Raw genomic sequence first — 23,826 nt, 5'->3', positions numbered from 1 at the left:
TTTAGCATAAAAGCAACGGGCAGAAAGTTTTTTCTGCCCGTTTTCTTTTTAAATTGAGTGTGGAAAAAGAACCCAGCATATGCAAGTATCAGAATTAAGAGCCCCCTGGACCCAAACCAACTTCCCATACACGGATGATCTGATGTTGATTAACCAGTCCTACGTTACCGTGATGATGGCCTACCAGGAGGAGAAACGTCATTACCACGATATCTCGCATATTTTACAGCTGGTATCCTTACAACAAACCTATGCCGATCGTATCCTGGATAATGAGGTGGTCCTTTTCTCCATCTTCTTCCATGATATTATATATAACGCGCAGCGTTCTGATAACGAAGAAATGAGTGCAGCCGCCGCCGTTACACATCTCCGGAAGATTGGCTTTCCGGCAGATAAAACCACTGCTGTAAATGACTTTATAATAGCTACCAAAACCCATGTCAATCCGCAGAACGATCCTGACCTGGATTATTTCCTCGACTTCGATCTGCAGATACTAGGTACTTCTCCGGAAGCTTACCGGCAGTACACCCAGCAAATAAGACAGGAATACAGTATCTACCCGGACCTCTTATATAAACCAGGCCGAAAAAAGGCATTGCAGCATTTCCTGGAAATGCCGGCCATTTTCCGTACTCCTGCTTTCAGGGAACTGTATGAAGAAAGCGCCAGGAACAACATCCAGGCAGAAATTGACACTTTATAATCAGGATATATGAAACGAATCGTAGTTTTTTGTGGTTCAAGTGCAGGAAAGGACCCCGTTTACCTGGAACAGGCTAAATTACTGGGCGCTGCACTGGCAGAACGCCAGCTTACATTGGTATATGGCGGTGCCAAAGTAGGACTCATGGGAGCTGTAGCAGATGGTGCACTGAATGCCGGCGGACAGGTAATCGGTGTATTACCCTATTTTCTGCAACAAAAAGAACTGGCGCATGAAGGATTGACGGAACTGATCCTGGTAGATACCATGCATGAACGCAAAACCAAAATGAATGAATTATGTAACGGTGTAATTGCACTACCCGGCGGATTCGGCACTATGGAGGAACTGTTTGAAATGCTTACGTGGGGGCAATTAGGTCTGCACAAAAAACCTATTGGCCTGCTCAATATCAACGGCTTTTACGATGCCCTGATTGAGCTTTCGAAAACCATGACCAGCAACGGTTTCCTCAAAGCAGAAAACCGGGATATGCTGTTATGTAGTAATGATATCAATGATTTATTGCAGCAAATGGAGCAATACGAGCCACCAGCTAACTCCAAATGGATTTCGCCGGCGCAGAGTTAAATCTCTTTTGCTTTCCACAGTGGCTTCTTCAGTGCAAACCTGCGCACCAGGCTCACCCTGAAATTGCCGGTACCAAATGTCTGATAGGTATGTGGTATCGGCATACCGCTGCGGATATTCATTCCCACGTAGTGTACCCCTGCAAAATAACGGCTGGAATTATAGCCAAGAGAGGCCCGTACGGTATTACTGAATTGTAACCCCACCTTACGGCTGATTTCTCCACTTTCCATGTAAAGACTGGTCACATTACCTCCTAAACCTGCTGTGAGGGACAGCGACAAAAAGAAGTGCTGTTGTAATACAAACGTATAGGCATAACCGACATTGGCAGCCAGAGAAGAAATACCCGTTTTATAATAGTGCTCGTCCCGCAGAAAGTTCGTATCTGCCATGTTAGACGGGATCAGGGATGAATCACCCTTTACCCGGCCCAGGAACATTTCTCCCCCTACGATAAAGGAGCCGGCACTTTTTTTCTGGTATTCATTCTGCAGGTTTGGTGCGCGATAGGAAAAACGTTTGTCGTTGAAAATATACTGCACATTCAGTCCGAAATCTATATTTCTTATGTCAGGTCGCTGGGGATAAGGGTTTTGAGCAGCATATGCTTTACCAAATACTTCCTGTGGATTGGCTACATAATAGCCTTTGTAATATTGTCCGTAGAAATCCACTACTATTTTACGAAGATAAATATGCGATTGCAGATCAATGTATTTTGTCTTTCCGAACTTATCATTATGCCGATTAATGAATGGCAGGTTAAAGCCCAGGTTAATCCCAACAAACCTGTAGTTCGCACCAAATCCAATATTAAAGGGAGTATTGGGTCTGTACAGGATATCTTTTTTCTGTTTCCTGTCGAGGATATCAAATTTTGTGTATTTACGGGAACCATACAGCCGGCCGGTGATATCTTCCGTATGATCTTCGATATAAGCCGTATCATTTTCTGTTTTCAACCACTTCCAGAAGCGGCCCTGAGCCTGCATCTGCGTAGCCCCTGTCAAAAATACGATCAGCCATACTAAAATTCGTAGATTCATAAACGTTGTAGGTTAATTCCGATGTTGATGATCAGGGAAGTTCAACGACTTCCAGGTTCTGAATATTGCCTGCAGCTACCTGAAAGCGCAGGAGCGTTTTAACTTTGTGCCACCCTTGTTGTCCACATGCACCCGGATTCATATGTAACAAATGCAATGCCGCGTCGGGCATCACTTTCAGAATATGAGAATGGCCACAGATAAAGAGTTTGGGGGGATGTTGTTTCAACTGTTCTTTCACACCTGGGGCATATTTCCCCGGATAACCGCCAATATGTGTCATCATCACCTCTACTCCTTCTACGTTAAACCGCAGCGTTTCGGGATAACGGATACGGATATCCGCTCCGTCAATATTGCCATATACCGCCCTGAACGGCTTAAAGGCTTCCAGTTTATCCGCCAGTTCCACATTACCGATGTCGCCGGCATGCCAGATCTCATCCACTTCTTCAAAGTACTTAAATACCTGCGGATGCAAATAGCTATGCGTATCCGACATGAGTCCTATTTTTTTCAAGGGAGAATTATATTAATATTTTTTACTTTGTAGTTATATGTCAAAAGAAAACGCTCATCCTATTACTGCGTGTTTGCTTATTTGCTGCCCCGATCGTCCCGGCATTGTAGCTGGCGTATCCCAGTTCCTTTACCAGTTGGGTGCAAATATACTTGATGCAAGTCAACACAGTACCGATCCCCGTGAAGGATTATTTTTTATGCGCATGGAATTCCAGCTGGACCTCCTGGATAAACCGGCGCTGGAAGCCGCTTTCCAGCAACAGGTCGCCACTCCGCTACACATGGAATGGAAAATTGATTACAGCGACCGCCGTATGCGGATGGCCATTATGGTATCTGCTTATGATCATTGTTTGCTGGAACTTTTATGGAGATGGAAAAGCGGGGAACTGCCGGTAGATATTCCGCTCGTTATTTCCAATCATTCCCTGCTGGAAAAGGAATGTACGGCTATGGATATTCCGTTTCATTACCTGCCGGTTACCAACGCCACCAAAGCAGTACAGGAAGATGCTGCTATCCGCCTGCTGGAAGAGCATCAGGTAGATTTTACCGTACTAGCCAGGTATATGCAGATATTATCGCCACAATTTGTTAGTTGTTACCCACAGCGCATCATCAATATTCATCATTCTTTTTTACCAGCCTTTGCGGGTGCCAGACCTTACCTCAACGCCTATACGAGAGGGGTAAAACTGATTGGTGCTACTGCCCATTATGTGACCAATGAACTGGATGAAGGGCCTATTATTGAACAGGATGTGGCCAGGGTAAGCCATAAACATACGGTAGAAGACCTGGTAATGCTGGGACGTGATATTGAGCGGCAGGTGCTGACCAGGGCCGTAAAAGCACATGTGAATAACCGGGTGATCCTGCATGGTAACAAGACCATTGTATTCTGATAAAAAACAGGGCTGACAAACTTCGCGTCTGTCAGCCCCGAAAATTTACACTTTCCCGCCTTTCATTCTTCATGAACCTAGCCGTTTTTTACCAGCTATAACGATTAATATAGATGATATTACTATCTGACAATAAACTTCGCTAATTTCTTTCCAGCCACTGCATAGGATTCCATGATCCGCATACCGGTATCAAAGTCAAAGCCCATCATCCGGCCCGGTGCATTCTCAATGGATATTTTAGCCACCACCTTACTTCTGTTGGCGGTTTCCACAATCGTAGCTTCTGCATCAATGTAGGAGTTTTTACGTGCTACGCCTACATTAAATCCTGGCTCAATAAAAGTAGTGTGAAAGATCATGGTGTACTTTGCATTCGGAAAATTTCCAGCTTTTAAATCGCCATTATCATTGAACAGCGAATCAAACTTGGGCTCATACCTGGTGGGGCGATCCTCTTTCCATGCTTTGGCCCAGGTATCGCCTTTCCCGGCTTCTTTCTTGTTGTACTCTGTTGTTTTTTTACTGATATAATCCTCTTCACTGTCTTTACCTACGGACAGATGATCATACGTAAATTCAACATTGAGTTCTTTCTGATCTTTCAGGGTAGCGAGGTCTCCGTCTACCAGTTTAATTTTTTGCGCTATTGCGGGGATGCAAAGCGTAGTTAGCAGTACTGTGACTGCCATCTTGGGGAGTAGTTGCATAACATACAATTTGAAGCAAAAATATTGAAATTATCTAGATACCCCTCACTCCCGGAAATTTTATTTTATCTTTAAAGAGATGCTACAAACTGCTTTATATCATTATCTCCGCAAGGAATGCGATGCCGTCACCACCGCATATACCACCTTGCAACAGGCGCCCGGTGATGCCGATGCGATACATGAAATGCGGGTGGGTGTAAAAAAACTACGGGCTTTTTTTTCGCTGGTAAAGCAACTACCGGATTACTCCTTTGGAGCCGGTAAGCATTTGCATACGGTAAGACTCATACAGGCAATAGGCGGGGCTTCCAGGGATACACAGCTACAGGAGAAACACCTTCGGGACTATGAGAAAAAAGTAAAGTGGCGCTTTTCGTTTGCACATTTGTTGCTCAAAAACAAACAGGCTACCGCCGACGAGCTATTGCAGGCTACCATAAAACACTGCACTCTTAAAAAGTTAGATTCCCTACCTGAAGATTTCAAGGAAGCCATTTCCGATACCGATGATACGGCCGCTACAACCGCGCTGATCAAATTTCTGCAACAACAACACCAGCGTATTACACTGCCTGCCAGCAGGGCCCATCATACTGTTTGGCATGGAGTAAGGAAAGATACCAAGGCGTTATATTATCAGCTCACCATACTGGAACAGGTGCTCCCCTCTACCCACACCGATGTGCTCACCACACATACGAAGAAAGCAGGCGAACTACTGGGACAATGGCATGATACCAGCGAATTATTGTTATTTACAAAAGCAACGATCGCACAACTGAAGAAAGAAAAAATCACCTTACCGGTGAACGCATCTCAACTGGTACAATTGCTACAGCTGGATGTAAAGGAGCAACTGGCATTGTGCACTGTGCAGCTGAGACAGCTTTTAGCAATTAGCTTTTAGCAGTTAGCTATTAGACTATAGCGAATAAGTATCCGCTAAGAGCTATCCGCTATAGTCTAATAGCTAACTGCTAAAAGCTAATAGCTAGAACGGTTCCTCTCCGGAATAAGCCATTACGGTCTCAAAAATGAGGGAGGCCGCGAGCTTGGCAGTACGGTTATCGATATCCAATGAAGGATTGAGTTCTGCAATGTCAGTACCTGCTACTTTTCCGCTTTGTAAAATTCTGCGGTAGCACTGCAGGAATAATCCTCCGGGCATGATACCGTTATAGGCGGTAGCACTTACACCAGGTGCAAAAGGAGCCGCAAATACGTCCAGGCAGGTAGTCAGATAAACTTTATCCACCTGTCCCAGGAAATGCTGAATAGCGGCAAATAAAGTGTCTTTATCCTGCAGGTGAAAAGCATCTGCACTTACATAGGTTGCATCTTCTTCACCGGCGATGTTAAAGAGCTGCCGGGTATTTCCATTCTTCTGAATACCTAATGCGAGGTAATGAAAAGGCATACCAGCCTGTTTGGTATCCTGTGCCAGTTGCCAGAAGCCGGTACCAGAGCTGGGACCTTCTTCTCCCGAAATACGGATGTCAAAATGTGCGTCAAAGTTAATGAAGCCTATCTTTTGCTGCGAAGCAAATCGGCGTATACCACTGGCATGCCCGTACGTAATTTCATGTCCGCCGCCGAGCAACAGTGGCAGATAGCCCGCTGTGAGTATGGCATTTACGGCTTCACTCAATACCTGCTGCGCATTTTCCAGTTCACCGTTTAGACAAAGAATATCTCCTGCATCGAGTAAAATCGTTTGTTCGTTGAAGTGAACCGGGAAGTTGGCAATGGCTTTACGCAATGCTGCCGGGCCTTCTGCTGCGCCGGTTCTGCCTTTATTACGGCGTACACCTTCATCACTGGCGAAGCCCAGTAGCACAATCCCTTTTTCTTCCGGTTGCAGTGCCGGCAGTGGCGCCTGTAACAGGTCCACTACTTTAATGACCTGATGCCAACGCAGCAGATCCGGTGCGGTACCATCTGTACGACCAGTCCACGAAGTGGCTGCTGTTGGTTGATAGCTATCCTTTGTTATCATAAATTACGATACTAATTCTCCTTTTTTCCATACCATAGCAGGTTTCATCTTACCCTGATAATAAAGTATATCCCGGTAATCACTGGTAGGATACGCCTGCAGATCTGCTGCATATCCGGCTACCAACTGACCTGCATCTTTTAATTGCAATGCAGGGGCTGCTCTTACGGTAAGCGCGGCCAACACTTCTGCTGTTGATAATTTTTCTGCGGCACTCATAACGGCGGCTTGTATCAGCAAATCGCCCATAGGCGCTGATCCTGGGTTCCAATCACTTGCTATCGCTACACTCGCGCCGGCGTTCAGTAACTTACGCGCCGGTGCATACTGCATACCCAAACCTAATGAAGCACCCGGCAAAACTACGGCAACTGTATTGGAATTCGCCAGTAAAGCAATTTCTTTTTCACTGCTGGCTTCCAGGTGATCTGCCGATAAGGCACCAGCATTCACCGCTACCGCTGCACCACCTGCACTAAACTGATCGGCATGTACGGTAGCCACAAACCCTTGCTGCATGGCCTGTTGCAAAAATGCAGCTGCCGCGGGCGCAGAAAAGGCAGTTTCTTCAATGAAAATATCTACCCTGTTGCTGAGCTGCTCCTGCTGCAATACCGGCAGCAGTTCGCTGACTATCCATTGCAGATATTCGGTTTCGCTTCCGGCATAATCACGTGGTTTCATATGCGCAGCCAAACAGGTAGAAACAAGTGTAGCTTTGGTATGCATGCCCGCCTGTTGTATGGCGCGCAACATTTTCAACTCTCCTTCAAGATTAAGTCCATAACCACTTTTCACTTCAATGGTAGTCACCCCTTCTCTTAAATGCCGGTTGGCACGGGCTACCGTATTTTCGGTAAGGGTAACGATATCGGCTATACGTGTTTTAGTAACTGAATCCCAGATACCACCACCCGCACGTGCTATTTCCAAATAACTCTTACCAGCTATACGCATCGCATAATCACGGTTACGCGTACCATCATAACAAATGTGCGTATGACAATCGATAAAGCCGGGCAATAATACCAGGGGGGTATCCATGAAAGCGATCTCGCTGTCCGGATATTTTTTCAGCAATGATTTGTAGTCTGCAACGGCGATGATCTCTCCGTTTTCCACTACCACACCACCTTTTTCTATCACTGTTAACTGCTCATCCTGTAACGTGCCTTTCAGCGACAGGCCTGTCATTGGCAGGATTTGAGCAAAAGGTCCGAGTAAAGTTTTCATTAGCTATTTGCTTTTAGCTGTTAGCTTTTAGCCTGTAGCGGATAGCTCTTAGCGGATACTTATTCGCTATAGTCTAACTGCTAAAAGCTAAAAGCTAACGCTTAATCAATCTTGATGTCAAATTTTGCGCCCCACTCCTGTGCTTTTTCATATCCGGCATCGGCGTGGMGGAAAATTCCCAGGGCAGGATCATTGAACAATACGCGGCTCAGGMAGGCGGCGGCACGGTCTGTACCATCGGCCAGTACTACCATACCGGCATGTTGGGAATATCCCATTCCTACGCCGCCGCCATGATGGAATGATACCCAGGTAGCGCCGCCACCGGTATTGGCCATCAGGTTGAGAAGGGTCCAGTCACTTACTGCATCAGAGCCGTCTTTCATGGATTCCGTTTCCCGGTTAGGAGAAGCTACGGAGCCACAGTCGAGGTGATCACGACCAATCACAATCGGCGCTTTCACTTTACCGGTTCTCACCAGCTCGTTGAAAATCAAACCTGCTTTTTCACGCTCTCCCATACCGAGCCAGCATATGCGGGCAGGCAATCCCTGGAAGGCCACTTTCTCTCTGGCTTCTTTCAGCCAGTTGATCAGGTGGGTATTTTCCGGGAACGCTTCTATCAGCGCCTGGTCAGTAGTATAAATATCTTCCGGATCGCCGGAGAGGGCTACCCAGCGGAAAGGTCCTTTTCCTTCACAGAACAGCGGACGGATGTACGCCGGTGTGAATCCCGGGAAGTTGAATGCGTTGGCTTCTCCCCCTTCACGGGCAAATTCACGCAGGTTGTTACCATAATCAAACGTTACGGCGCCTTTCTGTTGCATTTGCAACATGAAGCCTACGTGGCGGGCCATGCTTTTGAGCGACAATTCACGGTAGGCAGCTGCATCTTTTTTACGCAGGTCCAGTGCGGCTTCCAGCGTTATGCCATTGGGCACATAGCCATTCAGCGGATCATGTGCCGAAGTCTGATCGGTGAGGATATCAGGTATGATATTATCTTTCAGCATGCGTTCCAGCATATCACCGGCATCACTTACCAGACCAATAGACAATGCCTCCCCTTTCGCCTGCGCGTCCCGGGCCCACTGAATCGCTTCTTCATAAGAATACGTCATGCGGTCGATGTAGCGGGTATCCAGTCTTTTCTGGATACGTGTAGGATCGATATCCGCGCCAATAAATACGGCACCGGCCATGGTGGCGGCCAGTGGCTGTGCACCACCCATACCGCCTATACCTGCGGTGACCAGCAGTTTGCCTGCGAGACTGCCATTAAAGTGTTGTCTGCCGCATTCCATAAAGGTTTCATAGGTTCCCTGCAGGATACCCTGAGTACCGATATAGATCCAGCTACCGGCGGTCATCTGACCATACATCATCAGGCCTTTGGCGCGCAGTTCATTGAAGTGCTCCCAGGTAGCCCATTTGGGTACCAGGTTACTGTTGGCCAGCATTACGCGTGGCGCCTGCGGATGCGTGCGGACAATACCTACCGGTTTACCGGATTGCACCAGCAAGGAATGATCCTCGTCCAGCTCCAGTAATATTTCTATAATTTTTTGCAGCGATTCCTTGTTGCGGGCAGCCTGGCCGATGCCACCGTATACCACCAGTTCATCGGGGTTTTCAGCTACTTCTGCATCGAGGTTATTGAGCAACATGCGCAAAGGCGCTTCGGTTTGCCATGATTTGGCATGCAGCTGTGCACCACGCGGCGCTTTATAATGCGGGTGAGCTGCGTATGTTTTAATAAAGTCCAAACTGGTCATTATAAAGTCCGTTTAAGTTGAGTTGATGTTGGGCCGCAGCTTCGTTGGCTACGCGCACCAGTGACTGGTCAGTGATGATATTGTGCAACGCCGCAATATCGTAGGCGAAGATGCGGTCTTTTGTAGCAAAGCTTACCTTCTCCCGGGTATACTGATGTACTGCTTCCAGCACAGGGCTGGATTTCAGTGGGCGGCGGAAATCCACTGCCTGTGCAGCATACAACAATTCTATTGCGAGTATATATTCGAGATTGCCAATTACCTGGTTCAGCTTACGGCCACTGATAGATCCCATGGATACATGATCTTCCTGACCCAGGGAGGTAGGCACGCTATCTGCGCTGGCAGGGAAACACAGTGTTTTATTTTCTGTTACCAGGGCGGCAGTGGTATACTGCGGGATCATAAAACCGGAGTTCAGACCGGCGTCCTGGATGAGTAATTTTGGTAATCCATATCTCCCCTCAATCATCATATAACAACGCCTGTCGGAGATATTACCCAGTTCCGCGGCAGCCACAGTAGCATAGTCCAGCGGTAAAGCCATCGGCTGACCGTGGAAGTTACCCCCACTGATGGTGTCTTCTGCACTGAAAATAATCGGATTATCCGTAACGGCATTCAGTTCAATCGTGGTGAGTTCCTGCAGATGTTGCCAGGCCGTACGTGAGGCACCATGTACCTGTGGCATACAACGCAGGGAATAAGGGTCCTGTACGCGGCCGCAGTCCACATGAGAAGACATGATCTCTGAATGTTCCAGCAATGTCTTCAAGCGGTGCGCTACCAGCTGATTGCCGGGGAACGGACGGATGGCATGTAAGCGCGGATCAAAAGGCTTGGCGGTGCCCATCAGTCCTTCGAGGGATAAAGCGCCGATAATATCTGCTGCGTCCAATGCATTGTGCAGGCGTTGTACTGCCTTCACTGCAAACGACAGGATGAACTGTGTACCGTTGATCAGTGCCAGGCCTTCCTTAGGGCCGAGTACAATCGGGACGATGCCTTCCTGCTGCATCATGGCGGCCGTATCTGTTTTTTGTCCTTTGTACCATACATGTCCCAGGCCAATCAGTGGCAGGAACAGGTGTGATAAGGGCGCCAGATCGCCGGATGCGCCTACAGAGCCTTTTTCAGGCACCAGCGGCGTTACTTTATGATCGATATGCCAGATAATGCGTTCCAGGGTAGCCAATGCTGCGCCTGAAAAACCTTGTGCCAATGCATGCACTTTGGTGATAAGCATGATGCGGGCAATTTCTTCCGGAATAGGTTCTCCTACGCCTACACTGTGGCTTTGCAGGATATTATACTGCAGGGCGCGGGTATCTTCTTCCGAAATTTTGGTATCACACAAGGGACCGAAGCCAGTGTTAATACCATATACCGTAGTATGTTGTGCTACGATGGTTTGTACATACCCGAAGCTGGTTTGTACGCGTGTAACTACTTCCGGTACCAGTATGCCTTTCACTTTGCCGGCCGCAATATCAATGGCGGTGGCTACAGTGAGCTGGTCTATACCGTACTTAAAAATATCACTCATGGTCAGTCAATTTTTCTGGTGTATGAAGGATTATAGTTGTTTCTTAATTCTTTCTGATAAAGAAGTTTGTTGCACTGATTGTTCAATTTGTGCGATGGCGGCCAGCACCTGCTGGCTTTGTTTATTTTCCATGACCAGTTCGTTCATGGCTTCGGTGATAGCCTCCCAAACGGGTTGTATCTGTTGCAGGAGTTCTTCGCCTTTTTTGGAGAATGCCACGAGTTGACGGCGGCCGTCTTCTTTGCAGGGCGTAGTTTTCAACAGGCCTTTCTTTTTCAGGTTAGTGACCATCTGGCTAACGGCCGAATGGGAAATTTCCAGTTGTTCTGAAATGTCTATCATAGGTACCGGTTGTTGTTTTGACAACAGGTAGAATACCGGGAACCAGCTGGCATCAAAGGGAATCCCCGCCTGTTCATATACTTTATTCACTTCCATGAGGAAGTATTCACTCAGGCGACGCAGGCGGCTGCCAAAAACAAGATAGCCTAATGATGGATAGAATGACATGAGGAAGAATTACAAATTAAGAATGACGATTGACAGAATAGCAGGGAGATATCATCGAATGTTATTATATATCCTTACAACAGCCCATCGATATTATATAAGCACTTATACAATATTACAAAAGAAAAATGGAAATATTATAACAGTTGAAATATTATATAAGTACTTATACAATTTTATAAAAGAAAAACGAAATACGCAGGTTAGCAGCTAATATCCGCTAAGATCTCCCTGCCCTTCGTAATTCGTAATTCTTTACTTGGCTGTTTGTTTCTTTTTGATATCAAACCAAAGGGGGGAAGTATCGGTTACATCGCCATTATAGTTAATGGAGAGTTCTTCACCTTTTTTGATATCACGCCGCGTGATGATGCTCATGGTTTCTTCAGTGAAGTCCATTTCATACTCACAGTTCGGGTGATAATCGTGGTTGTAGATAGAACAGAAGCCCAAAGCCACACAAGAACGGGTTTCTTTCGCACCCCAGAGAAAAATATAATTATGGAGTCTTGTTTTGTCCACAATTTCAGTATCATCGTAAGAGAGAACCAGCACGGGTGAAGTCTCTATTCTTGTTCCGGCCGGGATCTTTTCTTTTGTATAGACTCCTCTGCCTCTTCCCTTAGACTTATCAATGTACAAGTACGGCTTTATCATAGCTCAATTTCAAATAAAAGAAGACGTAAAGTAAAGTTAAAGGAAGAAGTTATCAAAATCATGTTTAAAAAATTTAGGTTTGCGGCCCGGAAATTATTTTTTTTGCCTATTATCAAGCAGTATATATGATCAATTATAACCCGAAAGAATGGTTTACGTTTATTTTTCGCATTCATAAAGCGGACACGGTCAGGAAGCTGTTTCCTATGTTCATCGCGCTTTCTGTCTATTCAGCTTTTATAGCCTGGCTGGAGCTGGAGGTATGGAAACTATCGGCCAACAGTGAAATTTCCAAGATATCGCTGATGCATGGATTGCTGAGTTTTGTGATTTCCATGTTGCTGGTATTCCGCACCAATACCGCGTATGACCGTTGGTGGGAAGGTCGCCGGCAATGGGGCGCCCTTGTCAACAGCAGCCGCAACCTGGCGATGAAGATACAGGCGATGTTACCGGCAGATAACCAGGCGGACCGGCTATTCTTTAAAGTGATGATTCCGAATTTTGCCTATGGTCTGAAGAATCATCTGCGGAAAACCTACCTGCATGACGAAATGGAAACCATTCCGGGAATGGAGCCACAGCACATGGATATCAGTAAGCATGTACCTAATCAGCTGGCCCAGCTAATCACCGGCAAAACCATGGAACTGTACCGCAACGGGCAATTGACAGGCGATCAGCTAATTTTGCTGAACCCTGAGTTACAGTCTTTTGCTGATGTATGTGGCGCCTGTGAGCGTATTAAAAACACGCCTATCCCCTTCTCCTACAGCGTTTTTATTAAAAAATTTATATTCTTTTATGTGATGTCAATGCCTTTTGCTTATGTATTCAGTCTGGGGTACCTGATCATCCCGATGATTGTGTTCATCTTCTTTGTACTGGCGAGCCTGGAACTGATTGCAGAAGAAATTGAGGATCCGTTTGGCAAGGACGCCAATGATCTGCCCATAGATACTATTTGCAGCAATATCCGACTGCATGTATCAGAATTATTATAACGACTGTCCCGGCAGCGTGCTATTTTAACTTATTTTCGCAGATAGAGGCAATTTGTACATGGAAAATGAAGCTTTACTGGAAAAATTCCAGACACTGACAGAAGAAAAGAATTACCGCGAACTGTCAGTATATCTGGACGACCAGCTGATAACGGATATAGCCGAACTGATTCACGAAGATCCTGATGAAGCAGATATCATCATTAATAACCTGTCGATCAGCAGAGCGGCAGCGGCTTTTCGTATCCTGGACTTTCCATTGCAGGAGGATGTTATCCGCACTTTATCGGCCGCTAAAATAGCGGAGCTCATGAACGAGCTACCGGCGGATGACCGTACAGCCTTCCTGGAAGAGCTTCCCAGTGAGGCCGTAAAAGAACTGATCAAGCTGCTCGACCCGGAAGAGCGGCGGATTACGCTCTCCCTCCTTGGTTACAAGGAAAATAGTGTAGGTCGTATCATGACGCCCGATTACATTGCAGTACGGGAAGAGTGGACCGTGAAAGAGGTACTTGATTATATCCGCGAACATGGTAAGGATAGTGAAACGATTGACGTAATATATGTAATTGACGAAAAGGGACACCTGCTGGATGACTTCCGGATCAGGGAGTTCCTGCTCGTATCTCCGGATACCGTGGTGCATACCCTGATGGATGACCGGTTTGTGTCGCTCCATGCCAACGATGACCAGGAAGAGGCCATACAGGTTTTCCGGATGGAAAACAGGGTAGCCTTGCCCGTAGCAGATGATCAGGGCATATTGCTGGGTATTGTGACCATTGACGATATGTTGTGGATCGCCAACGAAGAACATACAGAAGATATTCAGAAAATAGGTGGTACCGAGGCCCTGGATGAGCCCTATCTCGACATGCCTATCCTGAAACTGATTAAAAAGCGTGTAGGCTGGCTCGTAGTATTATTTATCGGAGAAATGCTAACCGCAACTGCCATGGGCTTCTTTGAAGACGAAATTGCCAAGGCGGTAGTGCTGGCACTCTTTGTTCCACTCATCATTTCCAGTGGAGGTAACAGCGGCTCGCAGGCTTCCACCCTTATTATACAGGCCATGGCCCTCGGTGAAATCACGGTAGGTGACTGGTGGCGCGTGATGCGCCGGGAAATCATTTCCGGCTTGATCCTGGGCGGAGCACTGGGCTCCATCGGCTTTATACGTATCCTGCTCTGGAATACTTTCTTCCACACTTATGGTATACACACCGTGCTAATAGGCGCTACAGTAGGTATTTCCCTGGTAGGCGTGGTACTCTGGGGCACCCTTTCCGGCTCTATGCTGCCATTGGTATTAAAGAAATGTGGTGCGGATCCGGCCACATCTTCTGCTCCCTTTGTGGCCACCCTGGTGGATGTTACCGGGTTACTGATTTATTTTACAGTAGCGTATACTTTGATGAAAGGAATTTTGTTATAGCTTTTAGCCATTAGCTTTTAGCTTTTAGGAAATGCAGCGAAGATCATATTACATCTTCTTCGCTGCATTTCCTAAAAGCTAAAAGCTAATGGCTAAAAGCTCCTAATAACATATCTCCTTTAACATCGTTCCGTCCTTATTCTTTCTCACTATAAACAACCGGTCATATTCATTCTCCCCGATAGAATCCGTATGGGGTTTGGCTCTCAGGCTATGCAGAATAGGAATAATGGTATTGGAATGACCTACTACCAGGATGCGTTTGCCCCAGTCTTCATGCCGGGTTACCTGATAAATAAAGGATTCGCCACTGGTATCGGCGGCATAAAAGCAGGTATCCAGGTGTAAGTGAATCCGGAGACTGTCGGCGGTAGCCACCGATCTTTTATAAGGCGTAATATAGATTTTATTCAAACCGGAATCTTTCAGCAACCGGTATAGTGCGCCTGCTCTTTCCTGACCGGCTATCGTTAAAGTAGAATCCGGGCCGGGGTTCCTTTCTGCATGCCTGATCACATAAAATGTACCGGTTAAAAAGGTCGTATCTTCTGATACCAACACGGGCTGCCGGGCAGGTCTTCCGGGCTTACAGGCCACAAAGAGCAAGAGGGAAAATAAGATTGGCAGTATGCGCATAAAGCGGATTTAGAGCAGATGACCGCAGTACGTCCATCCAAAAGTTACGGCAATTTATGATTAAACCGTTACATTTATTCCCCAACAAAATAATGAACCGATATGAGAAAATGGGTATTACCCGCCATTATTTTTTTATCAGCCAACCGCATCTATGCCCAACAGGCAGGCCCGCTTACTGTAGAAAAGATTATGCGCGATCCTAAATGGATAGGAACTTCTCCTGATAATGTTTTCTGGGGCACTGACAATCAGACTGTCTATTTCAACTGGAATCCCGATAAAAATCTGACTGACTCCCTTTACTATACCGGTATTAAAAACAATATTCCCCGCAAAACGGCTGCAGATGAGCGCGCGCTCATCACCGCCCGCTCAGGTGGCACTTACAATACCGATAAAACATTATTAACGTATAGCTGTGAGGGGGATATTTATTTACTGGAGATAAAAACCGGTAAGACCACCCGCATCACCAATACCACCGCCACTTCTCTCAATCCGGCATTCAGCTTTGGTGGCAAACAGGTGGTGTTTCAGCAAGACCGTGACCTGTATGCCTGGGATCGTGCATCTGGCCTCATCAGCCAGCTGACCAGCTTTGACACCGGCAGCAAGCCTGTTGAAAAAGAAGAGAGCCAGAAAGGCAACGCAGAAGAGAAATTCCTGAAAGCCCAGCAACTGGAGCTGATGGAGGTAGTTCGTGATAAGAAAGCCCGTAAAGATGCGGCTACCACCTTTAATAAAGCGCATGAAAACAGAACATTAAGGCACCTGTATCTGCAGGCCAAAAGATTAATGAACCTGCAAATCAGTCCCGATGGCCGTTTCATTACCTACAGCCTGTTCAACGCTCCTGCCGATGCCCGCAACACGATTGTTCCGGAATTTGTAACGGCTTCCGGCTATACAACGGATATCCCTTCCCGCGATAAGGTAGGCGCACCACAGGGCACTTTTGAAAGCTATATTTATGACCGGCAGCGCGACACAGTGCTTCCTGTTAAAACAACCGACCTGCCCGGGATCAAAGACCTTCCGGATTACGTAAAAGACTATACGAAAAAAGACACACCACATGTAAGAGATGTGGTGATTAATGGTCCTTACTGGTCAGACCAGGGGACTCATGCCATAGCAGATATCCGTTCACTGGATAACAAAGACCGTTGGATCGTATTGCTGGATGCAGCTACCGGCACCTTGAAAACACTGAACCGCCAACGTGATGAAGCCTGGGTGGCTGGCCCCGGTATTGGCTGGACCATGGGTGGCGCCAACATTGGCTGGATAGATGAAAATACCTGTTGGTTTCAATCTGAAGCCACCGGCTATTCCCATCTGTACACCAGTAACGTAAACAATGGAACGGTTACCCCACTGACCAGTGGCAATTATGAAGTACAGGATGCACAACTATCTCCCGATAAAAAATATTTCTATCTCAGCACCAACGAAGTACATCCGGGAGAAAAACAGTTTTATCGTATAGGCATTTCCGGTGGCAAAGCCGAAAGGATTACCACTTTACCTGGCGCTAATGAAGTAAGTGTTTCCCCTGATGGTAAATGGCTGGCCTTCCGCTATTCTTATTCCAATAAGCCATGGGAGCTGTATCTGCAGCCTAATACGCCGGGAGCAAAGGCGGTACAGATTACGAACCTGGCCCAGTCGGACGAGTTTAAAACATACCACTGGCGTGATCCGCAGGTAGTCACTTTTACGGCACGCGACCAACAGCCGGTATATGCCCGGTTATACACACCGGACCCGGCCAAAAATAACGGGGCTGCTGTCATCTTTGTGCATGGGGCAGGCTACCTGCAGAATGCACATAAATGGTGGAGCAGCTATTTCCGGGAGTATATGTTTCATAACCTGCTAACGGATAAAGGCTATACGGTACTTGACCTGGATTACCGTGGCAGTGCGGGTTACGGCCGCAATTGGCGCACTGGTATTTATCGTTATATGGGAGGAAAGGATCTTGATGATGAAGTAGATGGCGCAAAATATTTGGCCGAAAAATTGCGGGTGGACGCGCAGCGCATCGGTATTTATGGCGGCAGTTATGGTGGCTTCATGACCTTGATGGCCATGTTTACGAAGCCCGGCGTGTTTGCTGCCGGAGCTGCTTTACGCTCCGTAACCGACTGGGCACATTACAATCACGGCTATACCAGCAACATACTGAATGAACCATTTACAGACAGTATTGCTTACCGCCGCTCCTCTCCCATCTATTATGCAGATGGACTGAAAGGTAAATTGCTGATGTGTCATGGAATGATAGATACCAATGTGCACTTCCAGGATATCGTACGTTTATCACAACGTTTGATTGAATTAGGAAAAAATAACTGGGAGCTGGCAGTTTTTCCGGTAGAAGATCACGGATTTACTACGCCCAGTAGCTGGACAGATGAATATAAAAGAATACTTTTGTTATTCGAGAGTACGCTCTTGAAATAATGGAGCATTTTAAAATTTTTTATTTAGTCACTAAATAAAAAAAATACAAAAGGGGAATACAGTGAATGATGTCAGGTGAATGTTAAGATATCTTAATTTTCATCGGAATCGTTTCTGTATTCCCTTTTTCATTTTACATTCGGACCACGTAGAATGCCATGCTGACCATATCTTTAACTTAAACAATATTCACATTTTCTGATGTGATTTTAACAATTAATGCGATATTGCAATGATAAACCTTAGCACAAATCCAAAAACCTTATGTGTGGAATAGTAGCTTATATCGGGCAGAGAGAAGCCTACCCGGTAGTATTGAAAGGCCTTAAAAGACTGGAATACCGCGGATACGACAGCGCGGGTGTAGCCCTGATCAACAATGGGTTGCAGGTATACAAAAGAAAAGACAAAGTGGCTGCCCTGGAAGAATTCGTGGCAGGTAAAGACATGCGGAGTCATATTGCCATCGGGCATACCCGTTGGGCAACACATGGCGAACCCTGTGACCGCAATGCACATCCTCACCTATCCGGTGATGGTAAACTAGCCATGATCCACAATGGCATCATTGAAAACTATATTCAGCTGAAACAGGAACTGGTAAAACAGGGCCATACGTTTAAGAGCGATACCGACACAGAAGTACTGCTGCACTTCATTGAGGAAATCAAAAAACAAAATCAGTGCTCGCTGGAAGAAGCACTGCGCATCGCGTTAAAACGCGTGGTAGGCGCTTACGTAATTGTACTGATAGATGAAGATAATCCGGATACCCTCATTGCTGCCCGCAAGGGAAGCCCGCTGGTAATAGGCGTGGGTAAAGGAGAACACTTCCTTGCATCAGATGCTTCTCCCATCGTTGAATACACGAAAGAAGTAGTGTATGTAAACGATTATGAAATAGCGATCATCAAAGCCGATGAACTGATCCTGAAAAATATTTCCAATGAAAGGCAAACACCTTACATACAGAAGCTGGACATAGAGTTGGCTGCTATTGAAAAAGGTGGTTATGATCATTTCATGCTGAAGGAAATATTTGAACAGCCGCAAACTATCTTCGATAGCTTACGTGGTCGTTTGGATGCCAAACATGGTACACTTACCATGGGTGGTATGCGGGAGTATGCCGATATCCTGAGCAATGCCAAGCGCATTATCATTGTAGCCTGTGGTACCTCCTGGCACGCGGGGCTGGTAGCAGAATACATGATTGAGGAATTATGCCGTATCCCGGTTGAAGTAGAATATGCTTCTGAATTCCGTTACCGCAACCCGGTAGTAGGCGAAGGCGATGTAATCATTGCAGTATCCCAGTCCGGCGAAACAGCCGATACACTGGTAGCTATTGAAAGTGCCAAAGAAAAAGGCGCCATCATCCTCGGTGTTTGTAACGTGGTAGGTTCTTCTATTGCGCGGTTGTCGCATGCAGGTGCCTATACACACGCAGGCCCTGAAATTGGCGTTGCCAGCACCAAAGCATTTACCGCCCAGCTGGCTGTGCTTTGCCTCGTAGGCCTGAAACTGGCTGTTGATAAAGGCACTATCACCACACAACGTTTTCAGCACCTGCTGGATGAACTGGACCAGGTTCCTGAAAAAGTAGCTACTGCGCTGAAACTCGATGATCAAATCAAAGAGGTGGCCGCCAAATATAAAGATGCACGCGACTTCCTTTACCTGGGCCGCGGATATAATTTCCCGGTAGCCCTGGAAGGAGCACTCAAACTGAAAGAGATTTCCTACATACACGCAGAAGGTTATCCTGCTGCTGAAATGAAACATGGGCCTATTGCCCTGGTGGATGAACACCTGCCGGTAGTGATAGTCGCCACAAAAGACAGCTACTACGAAAAAGTAGTTTCCAACATCCAGGAAATTAAAGCCCGTAAAGGCAAGGTGATAGCAGTTGTAACAGAAGGTGATAACACCATTCCCCCAATGGCGGATGATGTAATTTTTGTGCCTGCCGCAGATGAAATGGTAGCACCCATCATCTCTGTAATACCTTTACAGCTGCTCGCCTACCATATAGGTGTATTAAAAGGCCTGGACGTAGATAAGCCCAGGAATCTTGCAAAATCTGTTACAGTAGAATAAATAGCTTTTAGCCATTAGCTTTTAGCTTTTAGCTTTTAGGAAATGCAGCGAAGAAGGTGTTATATGATGTTTGCTGCATTTCCTAAAAGCTAAAAGCTAATGGCTAAAAGCTCCAAAGATGTATCCTCATGAACAATATCCAAAAAAGACCCCTCTCCGATCTGGGGTATAACTTTATTGAAACCACGTTACCGAAAGGCAAAGACGAATATTATCTCCGTAATGAACAATGGAGCAGACAAGATCAGTACAGGAAATTAACGGCATATGAAGTAGAGGCGCTGGTACGCAATGACAATACTTCTGACGACTGGAATATTATTTTTGTATCCAACGAATTTAATCCGCAACTGGTACAGCACTGCCACTTTTTCGGAATGGTGCGTATCGGGAAACTGGAGCCATATTACCTGGAATTCCATAACCTGCGCATGCCGGTAGGCTTATATAACAGCACGATCTGCGCCTGCGATTTCGGGGATAACGTAGTGGTACATAACGTTAATTATCTCTCCCATTATATACTTGGTAACGAAGTCATCGTAGCCAATGTAAACGAAATGGCGACAACAGACTATGCCAAATTTGGTAATGGTATTCTGAAAGAAGGAGAACAGGAAAGCGGCCGCATATGGATGGAATTGTGCAATGAAAACGGCGGCAGAAGTGTGATGCCATTTGATGGTATGCTCCCCGGAGATGCTTACCTCTGGACCCGCTACCGCGATGATGAACAATTACAACATCAGTTCAAACTGTTTACTGAAAAACAATTCGACAAAAGACGCGGCTACTATGGTATGGTGGGTGATCGTACCGTGATCAAAAATTGTAAAATGATCAAAGACGTTACCATTGGTACGGATGCTTACCTGAAAGGAGCCAACAAACTGAAAAATCTTACCATCAACAGTAATAGCGAAGCTTCTTCACAAATCGGAGAAGGTTGCGAAATGGTGAATGGCGTAGTAGGTTTCGGCTGCCGGGTATTCTACGGTGTAAAAGCAGTGCGCTTCGTGATGGCCTCTCATTCACAGCTGAAATATGGCGCCCGTCTCATCAACTCCTACCTCGGTAACAATGCCACTATATCCTGCTGTGAAGTATTGAATTCACTGATCTTCCCGGCACATGAGCAGCACCATAACAACTCTTTCCTCTGTGCAGCACTGATCATGGGACAAAGTAATATGGCGGCAGGTGCTACCATTGGATCCAATCATAATTCCCGCGGAGCAGATGGTGAAATCATTGCCGGCAGAGGGTTCTGGCCCGGCCTCTGTGTGAGTCTGAAACATAACTCCCGCTTTGCCAGCTTCACGCTGATCTCCAAAGGCAATTACATGTCAGAACTGAACATCCCCATTCCGTTTAGCCTGGTGGTAAATGACGAACATGCTGACCGGCTGAAAGTAATGCCTGCCTACTGGTTCCTGTATAATATGTATGCTATTGCCAGAAACTCATGGAAATATGTAGACCGTGATAAACGCACCGACAAGATTCAACACATTGAATACGATTACCTGGCACCGGATTCTGTAGAAGAATTATTCCAGGCACTGGCTATCATGGAAACCGCTACTGGCAAGGCCTGGTATACACTGCCGGAAAATACATCCAAGAAAGAACTAACGGAAAAGGATATACGCAAAAAAGGAAAAGAACTACTTAAAAACAACCTGGAAGAAGTAGCTAAACTTACCATCCTCACCAAAGGTTTTGAAAATAGTTCCCGCGATGTGGAACTGCTGAAAGTACATCGTGCCTATCCGCTGTTCCAGGAGATGATTGTACTATATGGCATCAAAAACATCCTGGCCGCCAACAAACCTTCTTTCCTGGCATTACAGGCGGCGGTAAAAACTGCCAAACGCGGCGACTGGCTGAATATAGGTGGACAGTTAATGAAAGCGGAAACGGTAGCTCTCCTTAAAACAAAAATTAAAAAGAACAAGATCAGTGGTTGGCCTCAACTGCATACGGCATACGAAGAAATAGGAAATGAATATGCAGCAGATAAACTTCAACATGCAGTGGCCTGTTTACTCGAAATCAAAGAAGTAGCCCTGAAAAATATGACCACCGCTGATCTGGCACAGTGGATGAACGACTCAGCGGCGACCATGGAATGGATCACCGCACAGATAAAACGCTCCAGGGAAAAAGATTATAAAAATCCGTTCCGTCAGCTGGCATATGAAAGCGAAAAAGAAATGAATGCCGTAATAGGTAGCCTGGAAGATAATAGCTTTATTAAACAGACAATTTCCGATCTTGCTGACTATAAAACAAAGGTTAACCAAATTATAGCCGAATGGGAACTGTAGAAAAAATAAGATGCAGCTGGTCCACCAAAGACAAATTATACCAGGACTACCACGATGAAGAATGGGGTACTCCTAATCATGATGATCAGCATCTTTTTGAAATGCTTTGCCTGGAAGGCGCACAGGCTGGCCTGAGCTGGTACACCGTGCTGACAAAAAGAGAAAACTACAGCAAAGCATTCGATAAATGGGATGCTAAAAAAATAATAAAGTATGACGAAAAAAAGGTGGAGCAACTGATGCAGAATGAAGGCATCATCCGCAACCGCCTGAAAATAAATTCCGTTATTACGAATGCGAGGGCTTTCCTTGCCGTGCAAAAAGAATTCGGCAGCTTCGACAAGTATATCTGGTCATTTGTAAACCACCAACCCATTGTGAATCACTACAAAGGCATGTCTGGTGTTCCTGCGAAGACAGCTATTTCAGACGCCATGAGTAAGGATTTGCTGAAACGCGGATTTAAATTTGTGGGATCTACTATCTGTTATGCTTATATGCAGGCTACTGGTATGGTAGATGATCATCTGGAAGATTGCTGGAAGAAGCACAAGTCAAAAAAATAATTTCCGGTAAGCGGGCGTGTCTGCAAACAAGATACCCCGCTTGCTAGTTAATCAGTATTTCACTTAACCCCTGATTACTGATAAATGCATAATCGGTGAGCGTATTCAGAAAGAAATACAACTGCCTTTTTTCCTTGTCCGACAGCGGTATACCATTCTTCACAAGCGGGTCGGTAGTGGTGGTAGTCTTTACACCATGATCATAGAAGTCAAATACCTGGTAAATATCGAAGAAACGCCCATCGTGCATATAAGGGGCACTTTTGAGTATATTGCGCAGGGAAGGCACCTTAAAACGAAGATTATCATCTGTATTACCGGTGATTTTCATTCTACCCACATCATTCAATGCCGGCAGGTAAGGCAACCCGTTACTCCGGTAGGTTAAATCCGTAAACAACGGTTCTTTATGACAGCCCGCGCATTTTTCCTGGAAAATGGTATATCCTGCCTTTTCTTCTTCCGAGAAAACAGCACCCGGTAGTTTCAACATCACACTATCATACCTGGAACCGGCAGAAACCATAGTGGCAACAAACTGTGTAAAAGCCTTGAACATGCGTTCTGTGGTAATTTCTTCAGAGCCAAACGCCGCTTTAAACTTGCTGCGGTAGGCGGTATCGGCCTGCATTTTTTTTAACAGCTCCTTCAGATCCACCGCCATTTCGTTATGGTCTGTCAGTGGCGTGAGTGGCTGTATTTCCAGGTGATTTACGCCACCATCCCACATAAATGCTTTCTGCCAGATCATGTTAAACAGTACCGGAACGGAACGGTTTCCCTGTTGCCCTCCTACACCATGTGCCAGCGCATGATCAAAATGACCAAAGGCAGCAAACTGCTGATGACAGAACCCGCAGGAAACGGTACTATCTTTTGAAAGGCGGAAATCATAAAACATAAACCGCCCCAGCGCCACGCCTGGCTTGGTGAGCGGGTTACGGGAAAAATCATATACCGGCCTGGGAAAGTTGGGTGGCAATTGCAGCAGGTAAGGCTCCGGACCAGCGGCACTATTCTTCCTGGTACCAGCCTGCACCAGTATCAGCAAAAGGCAGAAAGCCCCCACGATATATA

21 protein-coding genes are annotated in these 23,826 nt (G+C 46.2%); 10 read left to right on the top strand and 11 right to left on the bottom strand.

Going from position 1 to position 23,826, the window contains the following annotated elements; translation table 11 throughout:
• The first annotated feature begins 79 nt into the window (after positions 1–79).
• Positions 80–709, top strand: a complete 630-nt coding sequence (locus AC1DCV_RS29945) for an HD domain-containing protein (protein WP_477026608.1) — start codon at positions 80–82, stop codon at positions 707–709.
• A 9-nt stretch (positions 710–718) separates the two neighbouring features.
• Positions 719–1,300, top strand: a complete 582-nt coding sequence (locus AC1DCV_RS29940; protein ID WP_477026607.1) for an LOG family protein — start codon at positions 719–721, stop codon at positions 1,298–1,300.
• On the opposite strand, the gene AC1DCV_RS29935 is transcribed toward AC1DCV_RS29940, so the two are convergent.
• Complete coding sequence (locus AC1DCV_RS29935) at positions 1,297–2,349, bottom strand: DUF4421 domain-containing protein (protein WP_477026606.1); 1,053 nt, start codon at positions 2,347–2,349, stop codon at positions 1,297–1,299. The genes AC1DCV_RS29940 and AC1DCV_RS29935 overlap by 4 nt on opposite strands.
• A gap of 31 nt (positions 2,350–2,380) precedes the next feature.
• On the bottom strand, positions 2,381–2,851 hold the full coding sequence (locus tag AC1DCV_RS29930) for a metallophosphoesterase family protein (protein WP_477026605.1): 471 nt from the start codon (positions 2,849–2,851) through the stop codon (positions 2,381–2,383).
• A gap of 55 nt (positions 2,852–2,906) precedes the next feature.
• Between AC1DCV_RS29930 and purU the strand changes: the two genes are divergently transcribed.
• Positions 2,907–3,776: a formyltetrahydrofolate deformylase gene (gene purU / locus AC1DCV_RS29925; protein ID WP_477026604.1), complete on the top strand. Its 870-nt coding sequence runs from the start codon at positions 2,907–2,909 to the stop codon at positions 3,774–3,776.
• 122 nt (positions 3,777–3,898) lie between these two features.
• On the opposite strand, the gene AC1DCV_RS29920 is transcribed toward purU, so the two are convergent.
• A complete protein-coding gene (locus AC1DCV_RS29920) occupies positions 3,899–4,486 on the bottom strand; it encodes a hypothetical protein (protein WP_477026603.1) in 588 nt (195 codons plus the stop codon).
• A 79-nt stretch (positions 4,487–4,565) separates the two neighbouring features.
• Here AC1DCV_RS29920 and AC1DCV_RS29915 point away from each other — a divergent pair, with 79 nt between their 5' ends.
• Entirely contained in the window at positions 4,566–5,396 is an 831-nt protein-coding gene (locus tag AC1DCV_RS29915; protein ID WP_477026602.1) for a CHAD domain-containing protein, read from the top strand.
• Between the two features lie 84 nt (positions 5,397–5,480).
• Here AC1DCV_RS29915 and hutG read toward each other — a convergent pair whose 3' ends face one another.
• From hutG to AC1DCV_RS29885, 6 genes are all read right to left on the bottom strand, one after another.
• The gene (gene hutG, locus AC1DCV_RS29910; RefSeq protein ID WP_477026601.1) at positions 5,481–6,485 is read right to left on the bottom strand and encodes a formimidoylglutamase; all 1,005 of its coding nucleotides are present in this window, start codon (positions 6,483–6,485) and stop codon (positions 5,481–5,483) included.
• Positions 6,486–6,488: 3 nt separating this feature from the next.
• Complete coding sequence (hutI, locus tag AC1DCV_RS29905; protein ID WP_477026600.1) at positions 6,489–7,718, bottom strand: imidazolonepropionase; 1,230 nt, start codon at positions 7,716–7,718, stop codon at positions 6,489–6,491.
• A gap of 101 nt (positions 7,719–7,819) precedes the next feature.
• Positions 7,820–9,493 (bottom strand): urocanate hydratase, encoded by a 1,674-nt coding sequence (gene hutU, locus AC1DCV_RS29900; protein ID WP_477026599.1) that lies wholly within the window; start codon positions 9,491–9,493, stop codon positions 7,820–7,822.
• Positions 9,471–11,039 (bottom strand): histidine ammonia-lyase, encoded by a 1,569-nt coding sequence (gene hutH, locus AC1DCV_RS29895; protein ID WP_477026598.1) that lies wholly within the window; start codon positions 11,037–11,039, stop codon positions 9,471–9,473. Before hutH ends, hutU begins: the two co-directional genes overlap by 23 nt.
• 30 nt (positions 11,040–11,069) lie before the next feature.
• Positions 11,070–11,549 carry a MarR family winged helix-turn-helix transcriptional regulator gene (locus AC1DCV_RS29890; RefSeq protein WP_477026597.1) on the bottom strand — a complete coding sequence of 160 codons (480 nt, stop codon included), beginning with the start codon at positions 11,547–11,549 and terminating at the stop codon, positions 11,070–11,072.
• 255 nt (positions 11,550–11,804) lie between these two features.
• Positions 11,805–12,206, bottom strand: a complete 402-nt coding sequence (locus AC1DCV_RS29885) for an SET domain-containing protein (RefSeq protein ID WP_133809085.1) — start codon at positions 12,204–12,206, stop codon at positions 11,805–11,807.
• Positions 12,207–12,331: 125 nt separating this feature from the next.
• Between AC1DCV_RS29885 and AC1DCV_RS29880 the strand changes: the two genes are divergently transcribed.
• Together AC1DCV_RS29880 and mgtE are read left to right on the top strand one after the other, a co-directional pair.
• A complete protein-coding gene (locus tag AC1DCV_RS29880; protein WP_477026596.1) occupies positions 12,332–13,210 on the top strand; it encodes a bestrophin family protein in 879 nt (292 codons plus the stop codon).
• Positions 13,211–13,268: 58 nt separating this feature from the next.
• Positions 13,269–14,645: a magnesium transporter gene (mgtE, locus tag AC1DCV_RS29875; protein WP_477026595.1), complete on the top strand. Its 1,377-nt coding sequence runs from the start codon at positions 13,269–13,271 to the stop codon at positions 14,643–14,645.
• Between the two features lie 102 nt (positions 14,646–14,747).
• Here mgtE and AC1DCV_RS29870 read toward each other — a convergent pair whose 3' ends face one another.
• Positions 14,748–15,281 carry a histidine phosphatase family protein gene (locus AC1DCV_RS29870; RefSeq protein ID WP_477026594.1) on the bottom strand — a complete coding sequence of 178 codons (534 nt, stop codon included), beginning with the start codon at positions 15,279–15,281 and terminating at the stop codon, positions 14,748–14,750.
• A gap of 102 nt (positions 15,282–15,383) precedes the next feature.
• Here AC1DCV_RS29870 and AC1DCV_RS29865 point away from each other — a divergent pair, with 102 nt between their 5' ends.
• From AC1DCV_RS29865 to AC1DCV_RS29850, 4 genes are all read left to right on the top strand, one after another.
• Positions 15,384–17,753 (top strand): S9 family peptidase, encoded by a 2,370-nt coding sequence (locus AC1DCV_RS29865; RefSeq protein WP_477026593.1) that lies wholly within the window; start codon positions 15,384–15,386, stop codon positions 17,751–17,753.
• Positions 17,754–18,017: 264 nt separating this feature from the next.
• Positions 18,018–19,853 carry a glutamine--fructose-6-phosphate transaminase (isomerizing) gene (glmS, locus tag AC1DCV_RS29860; protein WP_477026592.1) on the top strand — a complete coding sequence of 612 codons (1,836 nt, stop codon included), beginning with the start codon at positions 18,018–18,020 and terminating at the stop codon, positions 19,851–19,853.
• A 128-nt stretch (positions 19,854–19,981) separates the two neighbouring features.
• Complete coding sequence (locus AC1DCV_RS29855; protein ID WP_477026591.1) at positions 19,982–22,183, top strand: DUF4954 family protein; 2,202 nt, start codon at positions 19,982–19,984, stop codon at positions 22,181–22,183.
• Positions 22,171–22,749 (top strand): DNA-3-methyladenine glycosylase I, encoded by a 579-nt coding sequence (locus AC1DCV_RS29850; protein ID WP_477026590.1) that lies wholly within the window; start codon positions 22,171–22,173, stop codon positions 22,747–22,749. The genes AC1DCV_RS29855 and AC1DCV_RS29850 overlap by 13 nt, the downstream gene beginning before the upstream one ends.
• A gap of 43 nt (positions 22,750–22,792) precedes the next feature.
• Here AC1DCV_RS29850 and AC1DCV_RS29845 read toward each other — a convergent pair whose 3' ends face one another.
• Positions 22,793–23,818: a cytochrome-c peroxidase gene (locus tag AC1DCV_RS29845; protein ID WP_477026589.1), complete on the bottom strand. Its 1,026-nt coding sequence runs from the start codon at positions 23,816–23,818 to the stop codon at positions 22,793–22,795.
• Positions 23,819–23,826 lie beyond the last annotated feature (8 nt).

Source organism: Chitinophaga sp. 10T418 (assembly GCF_056394125.1).
Note: the sequence above shows the minus strand (reverse complement) of the source record. Positions and strands in the feature narration are given on the sequence as shown.

What these genes read in the sequence shown, in the direction of transcription:
- AC1DCV_RS29945 (WP_477026608.1), top strand. Translation starts at nt 80, where the DNA reads ATGCAAGTATCAGAATTAAGAGCCCCCTGGACCCAAACCAACTTCCCA.
- AC1DCV_RS29940 (WP_477026607.1), top strand. Translation starts at nt 719, where the DNA reads ATGAAACGAATCGTAGTTTTTTGTGGTTCAAGTGCAGGAAAGGACCCC.
- AC1DCV_RS29935 (WP_477026606.1), bottom strand. Translation starts at nt 2,349, where the DNA reads ATGAATCTACGAATTTTAGTATGGCTGATCGTATTTTTGACAGGGGCT.
- AC1DCV_RS29930 (WP_477026605.1), bottom strand. Translation starts at nt 2,851, where the DNA reads ATGTCGGATACGCATAGCTATTTGCATCCGCAGGTATTTAAGTACTTT.
- purU (WP_477026604.1), top strand. Translation starts at nt 2,907, where the DNA reads ATGTCAAAAGAAAACGCTCATCCTATTACTGCGTGTTTGCTTATTTGC.
- AC1DCV_RS29920 (WP_477026603.1), bottom strand. Translation starts at nt 4,486, where the DNA reads ATGCAACTACTCCCCAAGATGGCAGTCACAGTACTGCTAACTACGCTT.
- AC1DCV_RS29915 (WP_477026602.1), top strand. Translation starts at nt 4,566, where the DNA reads ATGCTACAAACTGCTTTATATCATTATCTCCGCAAGGAATGCGATGCC.
- hutG (WP_477026601.1), bottom strand. Translation starts at nt 6,485, where the DNA reads ATGATAACAAAGGATAGCTATCAACCAACAGCAGCCACTTCGTGGACT.
- hutI (WP_477026600.1), bottom strand. Translation starts at nt 7,718, where the DNA reads ATGAAAACTTTACTCGGACCTTTTGCTCAAATCCTGCCAATGACAGGC.
- hutH (WP_477026598.1), bottom strand. Translation starts at nt 11,039, where the DNA reads ATGAGTGATATTTTTAAGTACGGTATAGACCAGCTCACTGTAGCCACC.
- AC1DCV_RS29890 (WP_477026597.1), bottom strand. Translation starts at nt 11,549, where the DNA reads ATGTCATTCTATCCATCATTAGGCTATCTTGTTTTTGGCAGCCGCCTG.
- AC1DCV_RS29885 (WP_133809085.1), bottom strand. Translation starts at nt 12,206, where the DNA reads ATGATAAAGCCGTACTTGTACATTGATAAGTCTAAGGGAAGAGGCAGA.
- AC1DCV_RS29880 (WP_477026596.1), top strand. Translation starts at nt 12,332, where the DNA reads ATGATCAATTATAACCCGAAAGAATGGTTTACGTTTATTTTTCGCATT.
- mgtE (WP_477026595.1), top strand. Translation starts at nt 13,269, where the DNA reads ATGGAAAATGAAGCTTTACTGGAAAAATTCCAGACACTGACAGAAGAA.
- AC1DCV_RS29870 (WP_477026594.1), bottom strand. Translation starts at nt 15,281, where the DNA reads ATGCGCATACTGCCAATCTTATTTTCCCTCTTGCTCTTTGTGGCCTGT.
- AC1DCV_RS29865 (WP_477026593.1), top strand. Translation starts at nt 15,384, where the DNA reads ATGAGAAAATGGGTATTACCCGCCATTATTTTTTTATCAGCCAACCGC.
- glmS (WP_477026592.1), top strand. Translation starts at nt 18,018, where the DNA reads ATGTGTGGAATAGTAGCTTATATCGGGCAGAGAGAAGCCTACCCGGTA.
- AC1DCV_RS29855 (WP_477026591.1), top strand. Translation starts at nt 19,982, where the DNA reads ATGAACAATATCCAAAAAAGACCCCTCTCCGATCTGGGGTATAACTTT.
- AC1DCV_RS29850 (WP_477026590.1), top strand. Translation starts at nt 22,171, where the DNA reads ATGGGAACTGTAGAAAAAATAAGATGCAGCTGGTCCACCAAAGACAAA.